The organism is Nocardioides sp. LML1-1-1.1, assembly GCF_040676175.1.
Classification (GTDB): Bacteria; Actinomycetota; Actinomycetes; order Propionibacteriales; family Nocardioidaceae; genus Nocardioides.
This window is the reverse complement of sequence record NZ_JBEGHK010000003.1, coordinates 245714-266318: the sequence shown is the minus strand read 5'-3', so window position 1 is coordinate 266318 and position 20605 is coordinate 245714. Positions and strand designations below refer to the sequence as shown.

General features: G+C 72.2%; 17 protein-coding genes. 5 read left to right on the top strand and 12 right to left on the bottom strand.

The window, feature by feature from the left end; translation table 11 throughout:
* Nucleotide 1: 1 nt before the first annotated feature.
* Entirely contained in the window at nucleotides 2–2620 is a 2619-nt protein-coding gene (locus tag MRBLML1_RS12255) for a DNA translocase FtsK (RefSeq protein WP_364516169.1), read from the bottom strand.
* A gap of 378 nt (nucleotides 2621–2998) precedes the next feature.
* Between MRBLML1_RS12255 and MRBLML1_RS12250 the strand changes: the two genes are divergently transcribed.
* The gene (locus tag MRBLML1_RS12250) at nucleotides 2999–6034 is read left to right on the top strand and encodes a M4 family metallopeptidase (protein WP_364516167.1); all 3036 of its coding nucleotides are present in this window, start codon (nucleotides 2999–3001) and stop codon (nucleotides 6032–6034) included.
* A gap of 100 nt (nucleotides 6035–6134) precedes the next feature.
* Here MRBLML1_RS12250 and MRBLML1_RS12245 read toward each other — a convergent pair whose 3' ends face one another.
* From MRBLML1_RS12245 to gcvT, 8 genes are all read right to left on the bottom strand, one after another.
* The gene (locus MRBLML1_RS12245; RefSeq protein WP_364516165.1) at nucleotides 6135–7820 is read right to left on the bottom strand and encodes a ribonuclease J; all 1686 of its coding nucleotides are present in this window, start codon (nucleotides 7818–7820) and stop codon (nucleotides 6135–6137) included.
* A complete protein-coding gene (gene dapA / locus MRBLML1_RS12240; protein ID WP_364516163.1) occupies nucleotides 7820–8707 on the bottom strand; it encodes a 4-hydroxy-tetrahydrodipicolinate synthase in 888 nt (295 codons plus the stop codon). The genes MRBLML1_RS12245 and dapA overlap by 1 nt, the downstream gene beginning before the upstream one ends.
* Nucleotides 8708–8723: 16 nt before the next feature.
* The gene (locus MRBLML1_RS12235; RefSeq protein WP_364516161.1) at nucleotides 8724–9662 is read right to left on the bottom strand and encodes an LLM class F420-dependent oxidoreductase; all 939 of its coding nucleotides are present in this window, start codon (nucleotides 9660–9662) and stop codon (nucleotides 8724–8726) included.
* Nucleotides 9663–9713: 51 nt separating this feature from the next.
* Nucleotides 9714–10235 (bottom strand): dihydrofolate reductase, encoded by a 522-nt coding sequence (locus tag MRBLML1_RS12230; protein ID WP_364516159.1) that lies wholly within the window; start codon nucleotides 10233–10235, stop codon nucleotides 9714–9716.
* A 91-nt stretch (nucleotides 10236–10326) separates the two neighbouring features.
* Nucleotides 10327–11121, bottom strand: coding sequence for a thymidylate synthase (locus tag MRBLML1_RS12225; protein WP_364516157.1), 795 nt, complete (start codon nucleotides 11119–11121; stop codon nucleotides 10327–10329).
* Nucleotides 11122–11147: 26 nt separating this feature from the next.
* Nucleotides 11148–11993: a PhzF family phenazine biosynthesis protein gene (locus MRBLML1_RS12220; RefSeq protein WP_364516155.1), complete on the bottom strand. Its 846-nt coding sequence runs from the start codon at nucleotides 11991–11993 to the stop codon at nucleotides 11148–11150.
* The gene (locus tag MRBLML1_RS12215) at nucleotides 11990–12247 is read right to left on the bottom strand and encodes a hypothetical protein (RefSeq protein WP_364516153.1); all 258 of its coding nucleotides are present in this window, start codon (nucleotides 12245–12247) and stop codon (nucleotides 11990–11992) included. The genes MRBLML1_RS12220 and MRBLML1_RS12215 overlap by 4 nt, the downstream gene beginning before the upstream one ends.
* Nucleotides 12248–12250: 3 nt before the next feature.
* Complete coding sequence (gene gcvT / locus MRBLML1_RS12210) at nucleotides 12251–13384, bottom strand: glycine cleavage system aminomethyltransferase GcvT (protein ID WP_364516151.1); 1134 nt, start codon at nucleotides 13382–13384, stop codon at nucleotides 12251–12253.
* Nucleotides 13385–13418: 34 nt separating this feature from the next.
* On the opposite strand from gcvT, the gene MRBLML1_RS12205 reads away from it, so the two are divergent.
* Nucleotides 13419–14933 carry a leucyl aminopeptidase gene (locus MRBLML1_RS12205; RefSeq protein ID WP_364516149.1) on the top strand — a complete coding sequence of 505 codons (1515 nt, stop codon included), beginning with the start codon at nucleotides 13419–13421 and terminating at the stop codon, nucleotides 14931–14933.
* Here MRBLML1_RS12205 and MRBLML1_RS12200 read toward each other — a convergent pair.
* The gene (locus tag MRBLML1_RS12200; protein WP_364516147.1) at nucleotides 14893–15192 is read right to left on the bottom strand and encodes a hypothetical protein; all 300 of its coding nucleotides are present in this window, start codon (nucleotides 15190–15192) and stop codon (nucleotides 14893–14895) included. The two genes, MRBLML1_RS12205 and MRBLML1_RS12200, sit on opposite strands and share 41 nt — an antisense overlap.
* A 157-nt stretch (nucleotides 15193–15349) precedes the next feature.
* Between MRBLML1_RS12200 and sucB the strand changes: the two genes are divergently transcribed.
* On the top strand, nucleotides 15350–17170 hold the full coding sequence (sucB, locus tag MRBLML1_RS12195) for a 2-oxoglutarate dehydrogenase, E2 component, dihydrolipoamide succinyltransferase (RefSeq protein WP_364516145.1): 1821 nt from the start codon (nucleotides 15350–15352) through the stop codon (nucleotides 17168–17170).
* Nucleotides 17171–17241: 71 nt separating this feature from the next.
* Here sucB and MRBLML1_RS12190 read toward each other — a convergent pair whose 3' ends face one another.
* Nucleotides 17242–18225, bottom strand: a complete 984-nt coding sequence (locus MRBLML1_RS12190) for a hypothetical protein (protein WP_364516143.1) — start codon at nucleotides 18223–18225, stop codon at nucleotides 17242–17244.
* Nucleotides 18226–18290: 65 nt separating this feature from the next.
* Here MRBLML1_RS12190 and MRBLML1_RS12185 point away from each other — a divergent pair, with 65 nt between their 5' ends.
* Complete coding sequence (locus tag MRBLML1_RS12185) at nucleotides 18291–19202, top strand: TIGR01777 family oxidoreductase (protein WP_364516141.1); 912 nt, start codon at nucleotides 18291–18293, stop codon at nucleotides 19200–19202.
* Here MRBLML1_RS12185 and MRBLML1_RS12180 read toward each other — a convergent pair.
* Complete coding sequence (locus MRBLML1_RS12180; RefSeq protein ID WP_364516139.1) at nucleotides 19189–19737, bottom strand: hypothetical protein; 549 nt, start codon at nucleotides 19735–19737, stop codon at nucleotides 19189–19191. The genes MRBLML1_RS12185 and MRBLML1_RS12180 overlap by 14 nt on opposite strands.
* Before the next feature lie 138 nt (nucleotides 19738–19875).
* Between MRBLML1_RS12180 and lipB the strand changes: the two genes are divergently transcribed.
* Nucleotides 19876–20604, top strand: coding sequence for a lipoyl(octanoyl) transferase LipB (lipB, locus tag MRBLML1_RS12175; RefSeq protein WP_364516137.1), 729 nt, complete (start codon nucleotides 19876–19878; stop codon nucleotides 20602–20604).
* Nucleotide 20605: the final 1 nt, after the last annotated feature.

Genomic DNA, 20605 nt, shown 5'->3' with positions numbered 1-20605 from the left:
GTCACGCCTCCCCCTGGATGGTCATGATCACGGAGTCGAGCTCGTCGGGCTTGACCAGGACGTCACGTGCCTTGGACCCCTCGCTGGGTCCGACGACGCCCCGGCTCTCGAGGATGTCCATCAGGCGGCCGGCCTTGGCGAAGCCGACCCGGAGCTTGCGCTGCAGCATCGACGTCGAGCCGAACTGCGTGGAGACGATCAGCTCGATCGCCTGGACCACGAGGTCCATGTCGTCACCGATGTCGTCATCGAGCACCTTGCTCGACGCCGCCGGCGCGGTGACGTCCTCACGATAGCTCGGCTCCAGCTGCGTCTTGCAGTGCTTGACGACCTGGTGGATCTCCTGCTCGGTGACCCACGAGCCCTGGACTCTTATCGGCTTCGACGCGCCCATGGGCAGGAAGAGGCCGTCACCCTGGCCGACCAGCTTCTCGGCGCCCGGGGTGTCGAGGATGACGCGGGAGTCGGCGAGGCTGGAGGTCGCGAACGCCAGCCGGGACGGCACGTTCGCCTTGATCAGGCCGGTGACGACGTCGACCGAGGGACGCTGGGTGGCGAGCACCAGGTGGATGCCGGCGGCGCGGGCGAGCTGGGTGATCCGGACGATCGAGCTCTCCACGTCGCGCGGGGCGACCATCATCAGGTCGGCGAGCTCGTCGACGATCACCAGCAGGTACGGGTACGGCGTCAGGGTCCGCTCGCTGCCCGGTGGCACCTCGACCTTGCCCTCGCGCACGGCCTTGTTGAAGTCGTTGATGTGACGGAAGCCGAAGTTGGCCAGGTCGTCGTACCGCATGTCCATCTCGCGGCACACCCACTCCAGGGCCTCGGCGGCCTTCTTGGGGTTCGTGATGATCGGCGTGATCAGGTGCGGGACGCCCTCGTAGGCGTTGAGCTCCACCCGCTTCGGGTCGACCATGATCATCCGCACCTCGTCGGGCGTGGAGCGCATGAGCACCGAGGTGATCATCGAGTTGATGAAGCTCGACTTTCCCGATCCGGTGGCGCCGGCGACCAGCAGGTGCGGCATCTTGGCGAGGTTGGCGACGACGAAGCCGCCCTCGACGTCCTTGCCGAGGCCCGAGACCAGCGGGTGGTGGTCGTTGCGCGCGACGTTGGAGCGGAGCACGTCACCGAGGGAGACGATCTCCTTGTCGGTGTTCGGGATCTCCACACCGACCGCGGACTTGCCGGGGATCGGGCTGAGGATGCGGACGTCCTCGGAGCCGACGGCGTAGGAGATGTTGCGCTGGACGCCGAGGATCTTCTCGACCTTGACGCCCGTGCCGAGCTCGATCTCGTAGCGGGTGACCGTCGGGCCGCGGGTGTAGCCGGTGACCTGGGCGTCGACGTTGAACTCGTCGAGCACGGTCTGCAGCCGCGCCACCACGTCGTCGCTGGCCTTGGAGCGGGCCCGGTGCGGGTCGCCCGGCTTCAGCGCGGTCGGGTCGGGCAGCGTGTAGACGATGTCGCCGGACAGCGCGAGCTGCTCCACGCGCTGGGGCAGGTCGGCGTGCGGCGGCGGCTCGAGCTCGCCGGTCTCCTCGGCGGCCGGGGCCGCGGCGGCCTTGAGCTTGCGACCGATCAGCGCGTTCGAGCCCGCCTCGGGGTCGACCGGCTCGTCGTCGGCGAGCGGGATGTCGATCGGCTCGAGGAGCTCCATCGACTCCTCGACCTCCGGCACCGGCTCGCTCTTCTTGCGGCGCTTCTTCTTCGGCTCCGCGAGCACCGGGCTGTCGTAGGCCGGGTCGCCCATCCGCTCGAAGGTGTCGTCGAAGCGGAAGGCCTGGGTCTCGTCGCCCTCCTGCGCCGGGTGACGCCCGAGCAGCAGGTCGCTGACCTCCCGCAGCCGGTCGGGGATGCGGTAGAGCGGCGTCGCGGTGATCACCAGGACGCCGAAGAACGCGAGCAGCCCGAGCAGCAGCACGACGACCGCCTCGGAGCGGAGCAGGTCGACCAGCAGGGCCGACACGACGTACCCGACGGCGCCACCGCCCTCGCGCAGCGGCGTGGTGTCGCCCTGCACCGGCTCCGGGGAGCCGTTGGCGATGTGCACGATGCCGAGCAGGCCGAAGGCGAAGGCCGACCAGCCGATGACCTGGCGTCCGGCCGGGCCGTTGCCGACCGGGTCGCGCATGACCCGGAAGCCCGCGAGCAGCACGAGCAGCGGGACGAACCAGCCGATCTTGCCGACCGTGCCGGACACGGCCGCGCGGGCGAAGTCCATGACACCGCCCGGCACCTCGAACCAGACCGCGGCGGCGACGACGAGGGCGACCCCGCACAGCAGGAGGCCGAAGCCGTCCCGGCGCTGCTCGGGCTCGATCTCGCGAGCGCTGTGCCCGATGCCGCGGGTGACCGCGCCGATCCCGTGGGCGAAGGCCAGCCAGAGCGCGGCCAGGCCGCGGCCGAGCGCGGTGAAGGCGCGCAGGACCGGCCCGGGGCCGCTGCGGACGGCACGGGGTGCCGGCCGCCGGGCCGCCGCGGACTTCTTGGCCGGTGGCTTGCGCTTGGTGGTCGTACTACGGGATCGCGAGCTGGTCGTCTTCTTGGCGCCGGAACGCGTCGAAGGGGTGGTCCTGCTGCGCGACGCCGTCGGGGAAGACGTACGGGTCGCCATGCTCACAACCTACCCACAAGTCCCATTCGTCACAGGGACAACACGCGGTGCCAAGTTTCACCGGTTGCCCGGTGGAACTTGTCGCGTTCCAAGCGGAGATCCTGCGCCCCCGCCGAGACCGCGACGGAGTTCTTCCCGAGTTTTCCTGGACCACCCGTATCGGTGAGGTCTAACGTGCGGTCCACGTGTCCGGAGCGGGCCCCACTCCGACCTCGCCGACGGCGCGTACCCATCTCGAGGAGAACATTCGTGAGAGTCAACCTTTCCGAGCTCGTGAGGAAGGGCATCGGCCTTTCCCTCGTGGGCGCAGCAGTTTCCGTCGTACCCCTGGCGACACCGGCCGTGGCGGCCCCGAAGGATCCTTCGGCCATCCAGGCGATGCGCACCGAGGCGGACGGCGACGTCACCGTCACCACCTCCCCCGCCACCGACGAGGTCAGCTTCATCAGCGCGACCCGCGACCTCTTCCCGTCCGAGCGGACCGGCAAGACCGCCACCGGAGCGGCCGCCAAGGCCGACGGCTACGTCGCCAAGTTCGCCAAGGCGTTCGGCACGACGCCCGGCCAGCTCGGCAAGGGCAAGGTCACCGCGACCCCGGCGGGGCACACCGTCGACTTCGCGCAGACCTACCAGGGCGTGCCGGTCTTCGCCGCCCAGCTGCGGGCCCACGTCGACAACCAGGGTGACCTGACCTCGGTCTCCGGGTACGTCGCCCCCGACCTGGACCTGGACGTGACCCCGCGCCTGGACCGGGCCGCCGCCGAGGCCAAGGCGGTCAAGCTCGCCAGCCAGGCGCCGGCCGGGCACGACGAGGACACCGCCGACAAGCCGAAGGCGAGCAGCCTCTCGGTGACCAAGGCCGAGCTCGTCGTCTACCGGATGGGCGCCATCCAGGGCGTCGAGGGCCGCAACCTGCTGGCCTGGGTCGTCGAGGTGACCGACGGCAAGCAGGTCCGCGAGACCAGCGTCCTGGACGCGCAGACCGGCAAGCCGGTCAACCGCTACTCGATGATCGCCCACGACCTGAGCCGCGAGCTGCACGAGGAGTCGATCGACGGCACCCCGGTGTGGAAGGAGGGCGACCCGTTCCCGGGCGGCCTCGACAGCGACCAGGAGAGCGAGGTCGCCGGCACCGGTGAGGCGTACTGGTTCTTCAAGAACTCCTTCGGCCGTGACTCCTACGACGGCAAGGGCGCCAAGATGATCACGGTCAACAACGACCCGACCATCCAGTGCCCCAACGCCAACTGGAACGGCAAGTCCACCAACTACTGCTCCGGCGTCTCCTCCGACGACACCGTCGCGCACGAGTGGGGCCACGCCTACACCGAGTACACCTCCGGCCTGCTCTACCAGTGGCAGCCCGGCGCGATGAACGAGGCCTACTCCGACATCTGGGGCGAGACGGTCGACATGCTCAACACGCGGTTCAACTCCCCCGACGAGGAGACCCACCGCACCGACGGCCAGTGCTCGAAGGGCACCCGCGGCGACATCGCCGTCGTCGTGAGCGACCCGGTCGGCTCCTGCACCGGCGTCGCGGCCTCCTTCGGCCCGATCATCAGCCACGTCGACGGCGACCTGGTCGTCGGCAAGGACGCCGTCGAGACCGACGGCACCGACACCGACGGCTGCTCCCCCTTCGACAACGCGGCCTCGCTCTCCGGCAAGTTCGTCTACGTCGACCGCGGGCTGTGCGCCTTCACCACCAAGATCGCCAACGCCGAGGCCGCCGGTGCCAAGGGCATCATCTTCGGCAACAACCGGGACGGCGTCTCGTCGGTGGCGGGTGACTCCGAGCTCTACGGGGCGATGGTCAGCCAGGCCGACGGCACCGAGATCAAGGCGGCCACCACGCCGCTGACGATCAGCCTCGACGACGCCACGACCGACCCGCGCGACGACAGCTACCGCTGGCTCTCGGGCGAGGACGACAGCGCCTTCGGCGGTGCGATCCGCGACATGTGGAACCCCAACTGCTACGGCGACCCGGCCAAGGTCTCCGACGAGGAGTACCACTGCGACACCGACGACTCCGGCGGCGTGCACACCAACTCCGGCGTGGTCAACCACACCTACGCGCTGCTCGTCGACGGTGGCACCTACAACGGCGTGACCGTCCCGGGCATCGGCCTGGACAAGGCGGCCAACGTCTTCTGGCACACCCAGACGTCGTACCTCACCTCGACGTCGGGCTTCGCCGAGCTGGCCGACGGCCTGGAGGCGTCCTGCGCCGACCTGACCGGCAACACCACGCTGAAGAAGCTCGCGGTGGGCGTCAGCCCGACCGGTGGCGGCCAGGCCGACGGCGGAGCGCTGAGCCCGATCACGGCCACCGACTGCGCGGCCGTGGCGAAGGCGGCGCAGGCCACCGAGCTGCGGGTCGAGCCGGTGCAGTGCAACTTCCGGCCGATGTTCGACAAGGGCACGGTCGGCTGCGGCGAGGGCACCGTCACCAAGAACCTCTGGTTCGAGGGCTTCGAGTCCGGCCTGCCGGCCACCTGGACCAAGGACGTCGACGCGCCCAACAGCCACTTCGACCCCACGGTCACCACCGCACTGCCGCTGGTGACCGAGGGCGGCACCGTGCACAAGGGCGGCTCGTCGGTGCTCTACTTCAACGACAAGGGCAAGAACGGCAACTTCGGTGTGTGCGACGGCGGTCCGGAGGACTACTCCTCCCGCGTCGGCGTGGCCACCCCGGACCTGACCGTGCCCGCAGGTGAGCTGCCCCGCCTCTCGTTCGACCACTACGTCGCCTCCGAGGTCAACTTCGACGGTGGCAACGTGAAGGTCAGCGTCAACGGCGGCGCCTTCGCCGTCGTACCGGCCGGTGCGTGGCTCTACAACGCGCCGGAGGGTCAGCTCGACACCGCCGCGGCGGGCAACACCAACCCGATGGCCGGCGAGCCCGCCTTCACCGGCAGCGACGGCGGCCAGCCGACCGGCGCGTGGGGCACCTCGGTGATCGACCTGTCCGCGATCGCGAAGCAGGGCGACAAGGTGAAGTTCCGCTTCGACTTCGGCATGGACGGCTGCAACGGCAACAACGGCTGGTACGTCGACAACGTCGCGCTCGCCATCTGCTCCGTCCCGGTCACCCCGCCGGTCCCGCCGAAGCCGAGCCCGGCGACGGTGGCCAAGAAGTCGATCGCCAAGCACGGCGTCGTCAAGGTCGCGATCAAGGTCAAGAGCGGCGCCACCCCGACCGGCCGGGTCACCATCCGGTTCAAGGGACGCGTCTACACCGGCAAGGTGGTGCGCGGCGTGCTGACGGTCAACGCCAAGCGCCAGCTCGTCCGGCTCTGGCGCCACCACGTCCGCTCCGTGGGCGCGTACGTGAGCTACCCGGGTGACAAGCGGGTCGCGCGCTTCGCCGGCCAGACCACCATCCGGCTGGCCGGGCGGCAGTAGCGCCCGTCGTACGGCGACGCCCCGCTCCTCCTCCGGGAGGGGCGGGGCGTTCGCCTTCGTGGATCCACCGGTCGACCGGTGAATCGACAGCCGACGCCGCTCAGGCCTCGACGACCACCGGGATGATCATCGGCCGGCGCTTGTGGGTGTTGCTCACCCAGCGGCCGATCGTGCGGCGCACGACCTGCTGCAGCTGGTAGGTGTCGGTGCTGCCCTCGGTGAGCGCGCGGTTGACGGCGTCGACGATCGGCTGCTTGATCGCGTTGAAGTCGGAGTCGGCCCAGGCGTGCCCGCGGGCGTGGATCTCGGGGCCGGCGGAGACCTTGCCGGCCACCGAGTCGACGACGACGATGACCGAGACGAAGCCCTCCTCGCCGAGGATGCGGCGGTCCTTGAGCTCGGACTCGGTGACGTCGCCGACGGACTGGCCGTCGACGAAGACGTAGCCGCACTCGACCTTGCCGACGACCTTCGCGACACCGTCGACGAGGTCGACGACGACGCCGTCCTCGGCGTAGACGACGTTCTCCACACCGGTCTGCTTGGCCAGGTCGCCGTTGGCGAGCATGTGCCGGACCTCGCCGTGGACCGGCAGCACGTTGCGCGGCTTGACGATGTTGTAGCAGTAGAGCAGCTCGCCGGCGCTGGCGTGGCCGGAGACGTGGACCAACGCGTTGCCCTTGTGGACGACGCGGGCGCCGAGCCGGGCCAGGCCGTTGATCACCCGGTAGACGGCGTTCTCGTTGCCGGGGATCAGGCTGGAGGCGAGGACGACGGTGTCGCCCTCCTCGAGGTGGACGAAGTTGTGCGTGCGGTGGGCGATCCGGGCCAGCGCGCTCAGCGGCTCGCCCTGGGAGCCGGTGGAGATGAGCACCTGGCGCTCGGGCGGGAGGTCGGCGAGCTCCTTGGCCTCGACCATCACGCCGGGCGGGACCTTGAGGTAGCCCAGGTCGCGGGCGATCGCCATGTTGCGGACCATCGAGCGGCCGACGTAGGCGACCTTGCGGTCGTGCAGCACAGCCGCGTCGAGCACTTGCTGGACGCGGTGCACGTGGGAGGCGAAGCAGGCCACGATGATCCGCTGCTTGGACTCCGAGAAGGCCTGGTTGAGCACCGGGGTGATCCGCTTCTCGGCGGTCGTGAAGCCCGGCACCTCGGCGTTCGTGGAGTCGGTGAGGAACAGGTCGACGCCCTCCTCGCCCAGCCGTGCGAAGGCGCGCAGGTCGGTGATCCGGCCGTCCAGCGGCAGCTGGTCCATCTTGAAGTCACCGGTGTGCAGCACCAGGCCGGCGCCGGTGCGGATGGCGACCGCGAGAGCGTCCGGGATGGAGTGGTTGACCGCGACGAACTCCAGCTCGAAGGGCCCGAAGGAGATCTTGTCGCCCTCCTTGACCGTGTAGAACGGCGTCTGGCGCAGGCGGTGCTCGCGCAGCTTCGAGTTGACCAGCGCGAGGGTCAGCTCCGAGCCGACGAGCGGGATGTCCTGCCGCTCCCGGAGCAGGTACGGCGTCGCGCCGATGTGGTCCTCGTGACCGTGGGTCAGGACCAGCGCCTCGACCTTGTCGAGCCGGTCCCGGATGGCCGCGAAGTCCGGCAGGATCAGGTCGACGCCCGGCTGGTGGTCGTCGGGGAACAGCACACCGCAGTCGACGATGAGCAGCCGGCCGTCGTACTCGAAGACGGTCATGTTGCGGCCGACCTCGCCCAGGCCGCCCAGCGGGATGACCCGCAGGCCGTTCTTCGGCAGCTTCGGCGGGGCGGACAGCTCGGGGTGCGGGTGGCTCATCAGAGCAGCCCCGCCGCCGCCAGACCGGACCGGAGGTCGGCGACCTCCGCCTCGTCGAGCGCCAGCAACGGCGGTCGTACGGCACGGTTGTCCAGCACGCCGAGCAGCTCGAGGGCGGCCTTGGCCGTCGTGGCGCCGTAGTTGGGCACGCCCATGATCGCCTCGAACGCCGGCACCAGGGCGGTGTGGATGCGCACCGCCTCGGCGTGGTCGCCGGCCTGGAAGGCCTCGATCATGGTGCGGAGCTGGTCGCCGGCGACGTGGCCGACGACGGAGACGAGGCCGCTCGCGCCGTAGGCGAGGTAGCCCAGGGTGTTGACGTCGTCGCCGGAGTAGACGGCGAAGCCGAGGTCGACGAGCTGCGCGGTGCGGGCCAGGTCGCCGGTGGCGTCCTTGACCGTGGTGACGTTGCCCCACGTCGCCAGCTCGCGGTAGGTCTCCAGCGCGATCTTGGTGGCGGTGCGGCCGGGCACGTCGTAGGCCATGATCGGCAGGTCGGTGGCGTCGGCGACCAGCCGGAAGTGCTGCAGGACGCCGCGCTGGCTGGGCTTGTTGTAGTAGGGCGTGACGAGCAGCAGCGCGTCGGCGCCGACCTTCTCGGCCTGCTGGGCGAGCTCGACGGAGTGGCGGGTGTCGTTGGTGCCGACGCCGGCCACGATCTTGGCGCGGTCGCCCACGGCGTCGCGGACCGCGGCCAGGGTCTCGCCGTCCTCGGCGCCCGTGGTCGTCGGCGACTCACCGGTGGTGCCGGTCACGACGATCCCGTCGTGCCCGTGGTCGACGAGGTGCTTGGCCACCTTCTGCACTCCGTCCAGGTCGACGGAGCCGTCCTCGTGGAACGGCGTGACCATGGCGGTCAGCAGGGTGCCGAAGGGTGCGGAAGTCATGGCGCCCAGCCTATCGTCACAGGTGGGGCGCGACCTCCGCAGCCACGAGGCGCAGGTGGTCGAGGTCACCCAGGTCGAGCGTCTGGAGGTAGATCCGCTCCGCACCCAGCGCCTGGTAGCGCTGGATCTTCTCGACGACCTCGGCCGGCGTGCCGGCCAGGCCGTTGGTGCGCAGCTCGTCCACCTCGCGCCCGATCGCCGCCGCCCGGCGGGCGATCTCCGCCTCGTCCTCGCCCACGCACAGCACCAGCGCGTTGGACCAGGTGATCTCGTCGGGGTCCCGCCCGATCTGCTCGGCCGCCTGGCGCACCCGCCCGAACTGGGCCGCGGTGGTCTCCTCGTCGACGAACGGCAGGTTGAACTCGTCGGCGTACGCCGCCGCGAGGGCCGGCGTCTTCTTCTTGCCCAGCCCCCCGACCAGCACCGGTACGCCGCCGCGGTGGCCGCCGCCCTGCACCGGCTTCGGCAGCGCCGGGCTGTCGGTGAGCTGGTACTGGTCGCCGGCGAAGGAGTAGCGCTCCCCCACCGGCGTGGACCACAGCCCGGTGATCAGCTCGAGCTGCTCGGCATACCTCTCGAAGCGCTCCTTGGTGTCCGGGAACGGGATCCCGTAGGCCTCGTGCTCCTGGGTGAACCAGCCCGCACCGATCCCGAGCTCCACCCGGCCGCCACTCATCTGGTCGACCTGCGCGACCTGGATCGCGAGCACGCCGGGGTGGCGGAAGGTCGCGCTGGTCATCATCGTGCCGAGCCGGATCGTGTTGGTGTCGCGGGCCAGGCCGGCGAGCGTGGTCCAGGCGTCGCTTGGGCCGGGCAGCCCGTCCCCGCTCATGTGCAGGTAGTGGTCGCTGCGGAAGAAGGCGCCGAAGCCGAGACGCTCGGCCTCCAGCGCGACGGCCAGCAGGTCGTCGTACGTCGCACCCTGCTGCGGTTCGGTGAAGACACGGAGCTCCATGGCCCCACCCTCTCAGGCCTCGCCAATCCGCGACTTGGGGCTTCCCACCCGTCAACCAGCGTTGCAGGCGAAGACCCGCTCCCACCACACGATCGTGAAGCCCCCGCGCGGCTCGCGGCGCACCTCCTGCCAGCGCTTGCGGCTGAACTCCGGGTAGTGGGTGTCGCCCTCGGGGGCGAGCGGGATCTCGGAGATGACCTGCTCGTCGGCGTACGGCAGGGCGGCGGCGTAGACCGCCGCTCCCCCGCCGATCATCACCTGCCGGTCGGCGGGCTGCTCGCGCAGCAGCTCGTCGGCCAGCTCCAGGGCATCGGTGATCGAGTGCGCGACGCGGACGCCCTCGGCGGACCAGTCGGTGTCCCGGGTGAGCACGATCGTGGTGCGTCCGGGCAGGGGCCGCCCGATGCCCTCGTGGGTGGTGCGGCCCATGACCAGCACGTGGCCGAGCGTGGTGGCCTTGAAGTGCGCGAAGTCCTCGGAGATCTTCCACGGGATGTCGGCGTCGGCGCCGATCACGCCGTTCTCGGCGACGGCGGCCACCATGGTGACCCGCCGCCCTGAAGGAGTGGTCATCGAGGAACAACCGCCACGATGCGAACGGGGTCCCCGCGGAGTTGTTCGCTGGAGGAGCGAAGCGGGGGAAGCGAAGAACTTCGTGGGGTGTTCATACGGCGATCGGGGCCTTGATGACCGGGTGCGGGTCGTAGCCCTCGACCGTGATGTCCTCCAGGTCGAAGGCGTCGATCTCGGTGATCGCCGGGTTGAGCACCAGGCGCGGCAGCGGGCGCGGCTCGCGGGTCAGCTGGAGGCGGGCCTGGTCGAGGTGGTTGGAGTAGAGGTGGGCGTCGCCCAGGGTGTGCACGAAGTCGCCGACGCCGAGCCCGGTCACCTGGGCCACCATGTGCGTCAGCAGGGCGTACGACGCGATGTTGAACGGCACGCCGAGGAAGACGTCGCCGGAGCGCTGGTAGAGCTGGCAGCTGAGCCGGCCGTCGGCGACGTAGAACTGGAAGAGGCTGTGGCACGGCGGCAGCGCCATGTCGTCGACCTGGGTCGGGTTCCACGCGGACACGATGTGGCGGCGGCTGTCGGGGCTGTCCGCGATCTGCCGGACCACCTGGGCGAGCTGGTCGATGTGCCCGCCGTCGGGGGTCGGCCACGAGCGCCACTGCGCGCCGTAGACGGGCCCGAGGTCGCCGTTCTCGTCGGCCCACTCGTCCCAGATCGAGATGCCACGGTCCTGCAGCCACTTCACGTTGGTGTCGCCGCGCAGGAACCACAACAGCTCGCCGAACACCGAGCGGGTGTGCACCTTCTTCGTGGTGACCAGCGGGAAGCCCTCGCTCAGGTCGAAGCGCATCTGGTGGCCGAAGACGCTCAGCGTGCCGGTGCCGGTGCGGTCGCTCTTCTCGGTGCCCTCGTCGAGGACGCGCTGGACGAGGTCGAGGTACTGGCGCACGGTCCCAGCCTAGTTCGCCGAAGGGCTCACAGGGTGACCCGTCCGGAGATGGTCGACAGCGTGTCCCCGCCCACCCAGATGGTGCCGTCCTCGGCCGTCTCGACGTAGATCCGTCCCCGGCGCCCGATGGCGGTGCCCTGCGCGGCGACGTACGACGCCGGGAGCACGTCGCCCGCCAGCCACTGCGCGAGGGAGGCGTTGAGCGAGCCGGTCACCGGGTCCTCGGTGATGCCCGCGGCGTGCGGCACGAAGGCGCGCACCTCCACGGCGCACTCCGAGCCCTCCGGGTGGGGGCCGACCACACCGACGTCGACCGGCAGCTCGCCGTACGACGGCTCGAGGGCCAGCACCGCGGCCGCCGACTCCATCCGCAGGCCCACCCAGCCGGGACCGTTGTCGGCCCAGGCGATGTCGAGCACGTCGTCGCGCGCGATCCCGAGCGCGGAGACGATCCGCTGGACCAGGCCCTCCTCGACCGGGCCGGAGCGGATCAGGTCGGGCGCGGCGAACGCCAGCCGGCCGCGCTCGCGGCGCAGCTCGACGAGGCCGACGCCGCACTCCTGGACCAGCCGGTCGCCCGCGGGCACGCCGCCCGCCTCCAGCCACGCGTGCGCCGACCCGAGCGTCGGGTGGCCGGCGAAGGGCAGCTCGGTCGTGGGGGTGAAGATCCGCAGCCGGTAGTCCGCCGCGGGGTCCTGCGGGGCGAGCAGGAAGGTGGTCTCGCTGAGGTTGGTCCAGCGCGCGAAGGCCTGCATCTGCTCGTCGTTCAGCCCGTCGGCCTCGTGGACGACCGCGACCGGGTTGCCGAGCAGCGGCTCGGCGGTGAAGACGTCGACCTGCCGGAAGGCGCGGGCCTCCCCGACGCCGCTCATGCGCTGAGCGACATCGGGCCGTAGACCTCGCGGTCGGCCTCGAAGAGGGTCACCTGGGCGACCCCGGCGTCGGCGAGCTCCTGCCAGATCTCACCGACCCACGACTCGGCGTCACCCTGGCTGGGGAAGGTCTGGCCGGCGAGCTCGCCGGTGACCGCCACCTCGGCGCCGGAGGCGTCCTCGAGGCGCCAGCGCCACGGCTGCTCGCTGGGCGCGCGGAAGGGGGTCGGGGTGGGCTGCTCGGGAAGGTTCACGGCTCAAGCCTCCCGCACCGACGGCTGGACGAACGGCGGCTTGGTCACCTGGAACACCTCGGGCCGGCCGCGCACGTCGACGGTCACCTCGCCGTCGTCGGCCACGGTGGCCGCGACGAGCGCGAGCGCGATGCCCTTCTTCAGCGTGGGCGAGAAGGTGCCGGAGGTGACCTCGCCGAGCGGTACGTCGCGCAGCAGCCGCACGCTCATGTGCGGGCGCGGGATCGCTCGACCGGTGGAGACCAGGCCGACCAGCTTGCGCCGGGCCCCGGCCTCCTTCTCGGCGAGCAGCTTGTCGCGGCCCCAGAAGGCGTCCTTCTTCCAGCCGACGGCCCACCCGAGGCGGGCCTCGACCGGGCTGACCTCCGGGCCGATGTCCTGGCCGTGCAGCGGGTAGCCCATCTCGGTGCGCAGCGTGTCGCGCGCCCCCAGGCCGGCCGGCACCAGGCCGTGCGGCTCGCCCGCGGCCATCAGCGCGTCCCACAGCGCCGGAGCCAGGCCGCTCGGCGCGATCAGCTCGTAGCCGCGCTCGCCGGTGTAGCCGGTGCGGCACACGATGATCGTGGCGTCCGGGTCCGGGTCGCCGTCGCCGGCCTCCCAGGGCGCCTCGACGAAGGTGAGGTAGTCGTGGCCGACCGGCAGGCCCACCCCGGCGAGGACCTCGTCCGACCTCGTGCCCTGGACCGCCAGCACGACGTAGTCGCGGTGGTGGTCGACGACCTCGACGCCCGCGGGGGCGGCGGCGACCAGGCGGCGTCGTACCTCCTCGTTGTTGGAGGCGTTCGGGACGACCAGCACGTGCTCGTCGTCGCGGTAGTAGGTGAAGACGTCGTCGACGATCCCACCGGTCGCGTCGTCGACGACGAGGCTGTACTGCGCCTTGCCCGGGCCGATCCGGTGCAGGTCGTTGGTGAGCGTGGCGTTGAGGAAGTCGACCGCGCCGGGGCCACGCACGACCAGCTTGCCGAGGTGGCTGACGTCGAAGATGCCCACGCCCTCACGCACGGCGGTGTGCTCCTTGACCACGCCGGTCGGGTACTCCAGCGGCATCAGCCAGCCGCCGAACTCGGAGAACTTGGCGCCGAGGGCCTCGTGCCGGTCGTGGAGCGGGGACTGCAGTGGGGTCGCGTCGGCCATGGTCGGCAATCTATCCCCCGATATGGTCTCTCCGGTGACGACCTTCGCGCTCCGCACCGCCAGCCCCGCCAAGACCAAGGCCGAGGCCGTCGTCGTGGGTGTGCTGACCGACGGCACGCTCGCCCCGGGCGGCGAGGCGGTGGGCGAGGCCTACGGTCGCAAGCTGTCCGGCCTGCTCGCCACGCTGGGCCTCAAGGGCCGCCCGGGCGAGGTCGCCAAGGTGCCGACCGCCAAGGTGATCGCCTCCCCGCTGCTGGTCCTGGTCGGGCTCGGCGACGAGGCCACCCCGGACGCCGTACGACGCGCCGCCGGCAACGCCGCCCGGGCCGTCACCAACGCCGCCTCCGTCGCGCTCGCCCTGCCCGCCGACTCCCCCGCCCTGGTGCGCGCCGTCGTGGAGGGCTGGCGGCTCGGCGGCTACACGTTCACGTCGTACAAGTCGAAGCCGGGCACGCCCACCACCCCCGCCGAGGTCGTGCTGCTCACCCCGGCCGCGCGCCGGGCGGACGTCGCCGCCGCGGTCGAGCCGGCCCAGGTCGTGGTCGACGGTGTCGTCGGCACGCGTGACTGGGTCAACACCCCGCCCGCCGACCTGACCCCGCCCGCCTTCGCCGACGCCATCGGAGCCGCGGTCAAGGCCGCCAACAAGGACCTGCCCGCCGGCGGCCGGATCAAGGTCGACGTCCTGGACGAGCAGCGTCTCGACGAGCTGGGCTGCGGCGGACTGCTCGCCGTCGGCTCGGGCTCGGCCGCCCCGCCGCGCCTGGTCGAGCTGACCTACGCCCCCAAGGGCGCGGTGGCGCACGTCGCGCTCGTCGGCAAGGGCATCACCTTCGACTCCGGCGGCCTGTGGATCAAGCCCGCCGCCAGCATGGCGACCATGAAGGAGGACATGGCCGGTGCCGCCGCGGTCGTCCAGGCCACGATCGCCGTCGCGCGGCTCGGGCTCCCGGTCCGGGTCTCCGCCTTCGCCGCGCTCGCCGAGAACATGGTCGGCGCGGCCTCGATGCGCCCCGGCGACGTGCTCACGACCTACGCCGGCACCACCGTCGAGGTCACCAACACCGACGCCGAGGGCCGCCTGGTCCTCGCCGACGCGCTGGGCCGCGCGGTCGAGCGCGAGCCCGACGTCCTCGTCGACATCGCCACCCTGACCGGCCACATGGTGCTCGCCCTCGGCGACAAGATGGCCGGCGTGCTCGGGGACGACGACGTCGTCGCCGAGGTGCTCGCCGCCGGCGAGGCCGCCGGGGAGGACGCCTGGCCGATGCCGATCCCGGAGTTCTACGACGAGCGGATCCGCAGCAGCAAGGTGGCCGACCTGGCGCAGTACGACGGCATCCGCTGGGGCGGCGGGATCTTCGCCGCGGCCTTCCTGCGCGAGTTCACCGGCGGGCTGCCGTGGGCGCACCTCGACATCGCGGGGCCGACCTTCAACAAGGGCGGCGCCAACGGGCACGTCGCGCCCGGGGCGACCGGCTACGGGGTCGGCACCCTGGTGGAGCTGGTCAGGGCTCGCGCCGCAGCTGCTCCTTCTGTGCCTTCCTGACCCGGGAGTTGTAGTCGCGCATCCGCTGCGGAACGCCGACCACCGCGGCGTCGTACGACGGGACCTGGTGGCGGTTGCAGAAGTCGTGGGCCCACTTCACCGACGGGACCCGGCGCCGGGTCCACTCGCCGTCGTGGGCGACGAGGAGCAGCGTGATCTCGCTGACCGCCGTCCGCGGCTCGACGAAACCCTCCACCCCACGGCGCTCCTGGACCCACGTGCGCAGGTGCTGCTCGTCGCCCCGGTCCGAGGCGCGCACGCGCGTGGAACCGGTGCGGGCAGCATCCTTCGCGGGGTTACTGGTGCGTACCCTCGAGCCGCCTCGGAACCGGTCGAACAAACCCATGGGAACAGTTTGCCCGATCTCTGGGTGACCTGTTGCGACTTGGTTCACCCGTGGTGCAAGGATGGCTCCCATGGCGACCGAAGTCACTCTTCCCGCCCTCGGTGAATCCGTCACCGAAGGCACTGTCACCCGCTGGCTCAAGCAGGTCGGCGACCAGATCGCGATCGACGAGCCGTTGCTCGAGGTCAGCACCGACAAGGTGGACACGGAGATCCCGTCTCCCGTTGCCGGCACGCTGATCGAGATCCGCGCCAACGAGGACGACACCGTCGAGATCGGCGCCGTGCTCGCCGTCGTCGGCGAGGCCGGCGAGGGCGGCGGCGACGCCCCCGCGCCCGCCGCCGAGGAGGCTCCCACCCAGGAGGCTCCGGCTGCCGAGGAGGCCCCCGCGCAGGAGGCGCCCGCCGCCGAGGCTGAGCCTGCCCCGGCCGCTCCCGAGACCCCGTCCGCCCCCGAGGCGCCGGCCCCCGCCGCCGCGTCCGGCGGCTCCGCCAGCGGCACGGCAGTGACACTGCCCGCGCTGGGCGAGTCCGTCACCGAGGGCACCGTCACCCGCTGGCTCAAGCAGGTCGGTGACGAGGTCGCCGTCGACGAGCCGCTGCTCGAGGTGAGCACCGACAAGGTCGACACCGAGATCCCCTCGCCGGTCGCCGGCACGCTCCTGGAGATCAAGGCCGCCGAGGACGAGACCGTGGAGATCGGCGCCGAGCTCGCCATCGTCGGCTCCGGCAGCCCGGCCGCCGCGGCGCCCGCCGAGCCGGCGGCCCCGGCCCCCGAGCCCGCTCCCGCCGAGCCCGAGCCGGCCGCGGTCGACAACGCCCCGGCCCCCGCGCAGCCCGAGCCGGCCGCGCCGGCCCCGGCCGCCGCCCCTCCGGCGGCCACGACCTCCGCCCCGACCCCGTCGCCGGCCGTCGCCGAGGCCGCCGCTGCCAGCGTCGCCGACGAGGGCCCGGGCTACGTCACTCCCCTGGTCCGCAAGCTCGCCGCCCAGCACGGCGTCGACCTCGGCCAGGTCAAGGGCTCCGGCGTCGGTGGCCGGATCCGCAAGCAGGACGTGCTCGACGCCGCGGCGGCGGCCAAGTCCGCCGCGCCCGCGGCCACCCCTGCCGCCGCGTCCGCGCCGGCCGCCTCGGCTCCCGCCGCCTCCGGTGGCGCGGCCTCCGGTGGCGCCCCGTCGCCGCTGCGCGGCCAGACCGTCAAGGTCACCCGGCTGCGCAAGATCATCGCTGAGCGGATGGTCGAGTCGTTGCACGTCTCGGCCCAGCTCACCCAGGTGGTCGAGGTCGACGTCACGAACATCGCCCGCCTGCGCGAGAGCGTGAAGGAGGAGTTCCTGGCGCGCGAGGGCGTCAAGCTGTCGTACCTGCCCTTCTTCACCAAGGCCGCCATCGACACCCTCAAGCACCACCCGGCGCTCAACGCGACGCTGGACCTCGAGGCCGGCGAGATCACCTACTACGACCGCGAGAACGTCGCGTTCGCCGTCGACACCGAGAAGGGCCTGCTCACGCCGGTCGTCAAGGACGCCGGTGACCTCGCCATCTCCGGCCTCGCCAAGAAGATCGCCGACGTGGCCGAGCGGACCCGGACCAACAAGATCGGGCCCGACGAGCTGTCCGGCGGCACCTTCACGATCACCAACCTGGGCAGCTTCGGTGCGCTCTGGGACACCCCGATCATCAACCAGCCGCAGGTCGCCATCCTCGGTCCCGGTGCGGTGGTCAAGCGGGCCGTGGTGATCGACGACGACGACCTGGGCGAGACCATCGCGGTGCGCCACATGGTCTACCTGGCGCTCACCTACGACCACCGTGTGGTCGACGGTGCCGACGCCGGCCGCTTCCTGCGCGACCTCAAGAAGCGCCTGGAGTCCGGCCAGTTCGAGGTCTGATCCACCCGTCGCCACGCACGAAGGCCCCTGCCGCCCCGGCAGGGGCCTTCGTCGTGCGTGGGTCGTCGGGCTCAGCGGGTGGTGAGGTCCATCCGTGCGCCGAAGGCGGTGCGCACCTTCTGGCCGCCGACCTCGACGACCGACGACCCGTCGACGTCGGAGACCGCCTCGACCGGCATGACGAAGCCGTCGCGCCCGGTGATCGTCCCGGTGCCCGTCGAGGAGCCCTTGACGATGGAGGCACCGCCGGCGACCGCGCCCGGGTGGGTGCGCTGGGCGATCGCGAGCGTCAGGGCGTAGCCGTCGTCGCGCAGCTCCGTGAGCCGGTACGTCGCGCTGACGGTCACCGTCGTCCCGGACAGCCGCACCGTGCTCACGGTGCGCCACCGGGCGCCGACGCCGACCTCCTCGTCCGGGAAGGGCACCGCCAGCCCGTTGGCCTGGCTGGAGAAGCTGTCCATCATCCGCGCCACCACGTCGGGCACGCCGTCGGGGACCTCGACCGTCGAGGACGTCACCGCACCGTTGGGGCCGAACCCGACGTGCATCGAGGTGCCCTCGATCAGGGCGAGGGTCTGCTGGAGCGTGGGCCCCAGACCGCCGGCGATCTTCGCGGCGTCCACGACCGGCTTGCCGACGACCGACGTCACCGCATACCCCTCGTCGCTCGCCTCGGTCACGGTCGTCGCGAGCGGCATCGAGTAGGGCACCTCGACGGACCCGGACGGACCCAGCTCCATCCGCATCACGAGCCGCATCGAGCTGGTCTCGCGGTGGCCCTCCTCCAGGTCCAGCGTGAGCCGTCGCTTCGGCCCGGAGCCGGCACCGAGCAGCTCGATCCGCGGGGCGCCCGTGGCGGACCCGCTCGCGCCCGGCGAGCCCTGCGTCGCGGAGGCCGAGGCTCCTGCCGTGGTGGTGGCGCTCGGGCTGGGCTCGACGGGCCGCGATCCCTGCTGGGGCTCCGCGTCGTCGTTGCAGCCGGCCAGGACCAGGACCGCGACGGCGGCGAGGGCCACCGCGGCGGCGCGGCGCGGGCCGGGACGTGCGTCGTTCATGGATCTCCCTCCAGAGGCTGCGCACAGGGTGCCATGCGCGACCGCCCCAGTGGCAGTCTGTCGGTGTGAGCTCCTCCCCCCGCCTGTCCGTGGTCGTCGCCGGCTCCTCCGGCTTCCTGGGTCGTCACCTGGTCGGCGCGCTGCGCGATCGCGGCCACGAGGTGACCACCCTGGTCCGCCGCGAGGCCGGCCCCGGCGAGTCCCGTTGGAGCCCGCAGGACGGCGAGGTCGACGCCGCCGTCGTGCACGCCGCCGACGTGGTGGTCAACCTCGCCGGTGCCCCCTTGATCGGCAACCCGCACTCCTCGACCTGGGCCCGCGAGGTCCGCACCAGCCGGATCGCCACCACGAGCCTGCTCGCCCGCACGATCGCCGCCGCCGAGCAGCCACCGGCGCTGGTCAACGCCTCCGGCATCAGCTGGTACGGCGACCACGGCTCCGCCCCGCTCACCGAGTCCTCCGACACCCGCGGCCACGCCCTGCTCACCCGGGTGTGCCGGGAGTGGGAGGCGGCGGCTCAGCCCGCGCAGGACGCCGGCGCCCGGGTCGTGCTGCTGCGCACCGCGCCCGTGCAGGACCGCGGCAACCCGCCGCTGCAGGCCCAGCGGCTGCAGTTCCTCGCCGGGCTCGGCGGCCGGATCGGCTCCGGACGGCAGCACGCGCCACTGATCTCGCTGCGCGACTGGGTGGGCGGCGTGACCTTCCTCGTCGAGCACCCGACCGCGGCCGGACCCGCCAACCTGTGCGCGCCGCACACCCCGACCAACGCCGAGTTCACCCGCGCGCTGGCCCGCCGGGTGCACCGGCCCGCGCTGCTGCTCGCACCCTCGCCGGTCATCCGGCTCGCCGCCGGACCGCTCGCCGACGAGCTGCTCGGCTCGCTCAACGTCGCCCCCCGGACGCTGCTCGACCTCGGCTACGCCTTCGCCGACACCGACGTGGACGCCGTCCTCGCCACCGGCCTCAGCTGCGGCTGAGCGGCACCGCACCGGCCAGCAGCCACCGGCCACCGACCCGGCGCAGCTCGAGCCGCCGGGTGGTCGGCTGGTCCCGCGGCAGGGGCAGCGCGCCCGGCACCGCGACCGCGCCGACCAGCCGGTCGGTGACCACCAGCACGACCCGGTCGGGGCCGCGCGCCCGCACCGCGACGGCCAGCACCTGCATCCGCATCCCGCGCACCCGCAGCCCGCGCTCCTGCCAGCGACGCAGCATCGCGACGTCGGCACGCCCGGCCCGCGAGCCCGGGACGTAGAGGGAGCGCAGCGCGACCGGATCACCCCGCTCCCAGGCCGCCGCCCGGGCCCGGTCCCACTCACGCAGGACGGCGAGCGCCGCCGCGGCCGGGGCCTCGCCGACCCGCGCCGCGACAGGCGGCCGGGCCGCGGGTGGAGCGGCGGGCGTCGTACCGCCGGGTGGATGGGGACGCAGCGCTGCCCAGCCCGCGAGCAGGCCGACGGCCAGCACGAGCAGCGCCGTGCCGGCGAGGACGATGCGTGATCCCGAGAGACGCATGCGAGCGATCATGCGCCGATTCCGGAGCCTCCGCGCGGTTCTCCACAGGCGATCACCGTAATCGGGCCCGCAAGTGGACGTTCCGGAGAAATTCGACCGCGCCGGGGGCTCCGGACGCCGCGGAGTACCGTTGCCGACGTGACGCTCGACTTCACCGACGCCGGCCTCGGAGCCGACGCGATCGACTACCTCGCGGCCTGGGACCTGCAGCGCGAGGTGCACGCACAGGTCGTCGAGGGCACCCGCCCGGACACCGTCCTGCTGCTCGAGCACCCGCCCGTCTTCACCGCCGGCAAGCGCACCAAGCCGGCGGACCGCCCGCTCGACCCCGGCGGCGCGGCGGTGATCGACGTCGACCGCGGCGGCCAGATCACCTTCCACGGCCCGGGCCAGCTCGTGGGCTACCCCATCGTGCGCCTGCCCGACCACGTCAAGGTCGTCGACTACGTCCGTCGCGTGGAGGAGGCGCTGATCGCGGTCTGCGCCGACCTCGGCGTCACCACCGCCCGCGTGCCGGGTCGCAGCGGCGTGTGGCTCAAGGCCGACGACCGTGGTCCGGAGCGCAAGATCGCCGCGCTCGGCATCCGGGTCAGCAAGGGCGTGACCATGCACGGCTTCTCGCTCAACTGCGACGTCGACTTGGGGTGGTACGACCGCTTCGTGCCCTGCGGGATCTCCGACGCCGGGGTGACCTCGCTGAGCGCCGAGCTCGGCCGCGACGTACCGGTCACCGAGGTGCTCGACGCGGTGCGCCACCACGTCAGCGACCTGCTCTCCTGGCGTCCGTACGACGCGACCCCCGACTACGAGCCGCGACCCGACCCCGCCAGGTCCGGCGTGGCGCTGCTGACCTACCCCGCGCGCTGAC